This is a genomic window from Mesorhizobium sp. M7D.F.Ca.US.004.03.1.1 (assembly GCF_003998635.1).
Lineage (GTDB): Bacteria > Pseudomonadota > Alphaproteobacteria > Rhizobiales > Rhizobiaceae > Mesorhizobium > Mesorhizobium loti.
Genome location: NZ_RZQG01001312.1, coordinates 1 through 1,225, shown reverse-complemented (window position 1 = coordinate 1,225; position 1,225 = coordinate 1). Strand labels below are relative to the sequence as shown.

Annotated in this window: 2 protein-coding genes; one reads left to right on the top strand and one right to left on the bottom strand. The window is 61.7% G+C overall.

Features of this window, described 5'->3' with window-relative positions:
* Nucleotides 1-76: 76 nt before the first annotated feature.
* Complete coding sequence (locus EN935_RS36625; RefSeq protein WP_027039874.1) at nt 77-997, bottom strand: LysR family transcriptional regulator; 921 nt, start codon at nt 995-997, stop codon at nt 77-79.
* Between the two features lie 132 nt (nt 998-1,129).
* Between EN935_RS36625 and EN935_RS36620 the strand changes: the two genes are divergently transcribed.
* Nucleotides 1,130-1,225, top strand: a 96-nt coding sequence (locus EN935_RS36620; RefSeq protein WP_164771713.1) for a urate hydroxylase PuuD, incomplete at its 3' end; no start/stop codon positions are given.

The window sequence follows — 1,225 nt, the reverse complement described above, 5'->3', positions numbered from 1 at the left end:
CCTGAACTTTTTCCCCCCCTTCTTGGGATGCAAACCGCCGGCGCTGGGCCAACCGCCGCTCACTTGCCGGCCAGTCCTATTTGCCAGCAAGCAGATCGTTGATCAGCCGCTGGCAGCGCTCGGCCATGAAGTCGAGCAGCAGCCGCACTTTTGGATCCTGCAGCTTCTTATGCGGATAGACGGCGGCGAATTGCACCGGTGTCGGCGGCGTGCTGCTAAGGATCACCTTCAGCCGTCGGTCGCGGATAAACGGCTCGACCTCGAAGCGCGGCTTGTTGATGATGCCGCGGCCGGACAGTGCCCATCCGGTCAGCACGTCGCCATCGTCGGTGTCATACGGCCCGTGCACCTCGAATTTCTGCGGGCCCGTGGGGGTCTGCAGCGTCCACACATATTCGCGCGCGCCGGAATAGCGCAGCATCAGGCAGTCGTGTTTCTTGCCGATCAGCTCCTGCGGCTCAATTGGCTCGCCGCGCGCCTCCAGATATTTCGGCGCCGCGACCAGCACGCGTTCGCATTCCATGATGCCGCGCATCCTGAGGCTGGAATCCTCGATGATGCCGAGCCGGAAGGCGACGTCGATGCCTTCCTTCATGATGTCGACATTGTGGTCCGAGAGCCTCAGCCGCACCTCGATATCAGGATATTTGTCGTGAAAATCCGGAATGCCCGAAGCCACCAGCCGGCGCCCGAGGCCGAGGGGCGCGGTCACACGGATGGTGCCGCGCGGTTGCCCGGAAAGCGCCGAGACCGCCGCTTCCGCCTCGGTGATCGCCTCCAGCACCTGCTTGGCGCCTCCGTAAAAAACCGTGCCATGCTCTGTCGGCATCAACTGCCGTGTGGTGCGGTTGAACAGCCGCACCCCCAGATGCTTCTCCAGCTCCTTGATGCGGTTGGAGGCGACCGCTGGCGAGATGCGCATGTCGCGGCCGGCCGCCGACAGATTGCCGAGTTCAACGACGCGAACGAAGACGGCAATGTTGTCGAGATAGGCCATGCAGAGCACCTTCGCCGGTTTGCAGCGATCAGCCTAGTATTTTCCATTTTTTTTTGAAAGTCATCGTGCACCTCGCCTCTTTCCGTTTGCGCTCCAGCCCGTAAAGTCACCGGATCGGCAGGGACGACTTCAATGATGGATTTCGCGATTTTCTGGGACTGGCTGAGCTTTGCCGTGCGCTGGCTGCATGTCGTCACCGGCATCGCCTGGATCGGCTCGTCCTTCTAC

Coding starts and splice junctions, on each gene's coding strand:
- EN935_RS36625 (WP_027039874.1), bottom strand. CDS start 997: ATGGCCTATCTCGACAACATTGCCGTCTTCGTTCGCGTCGTTGAACTC.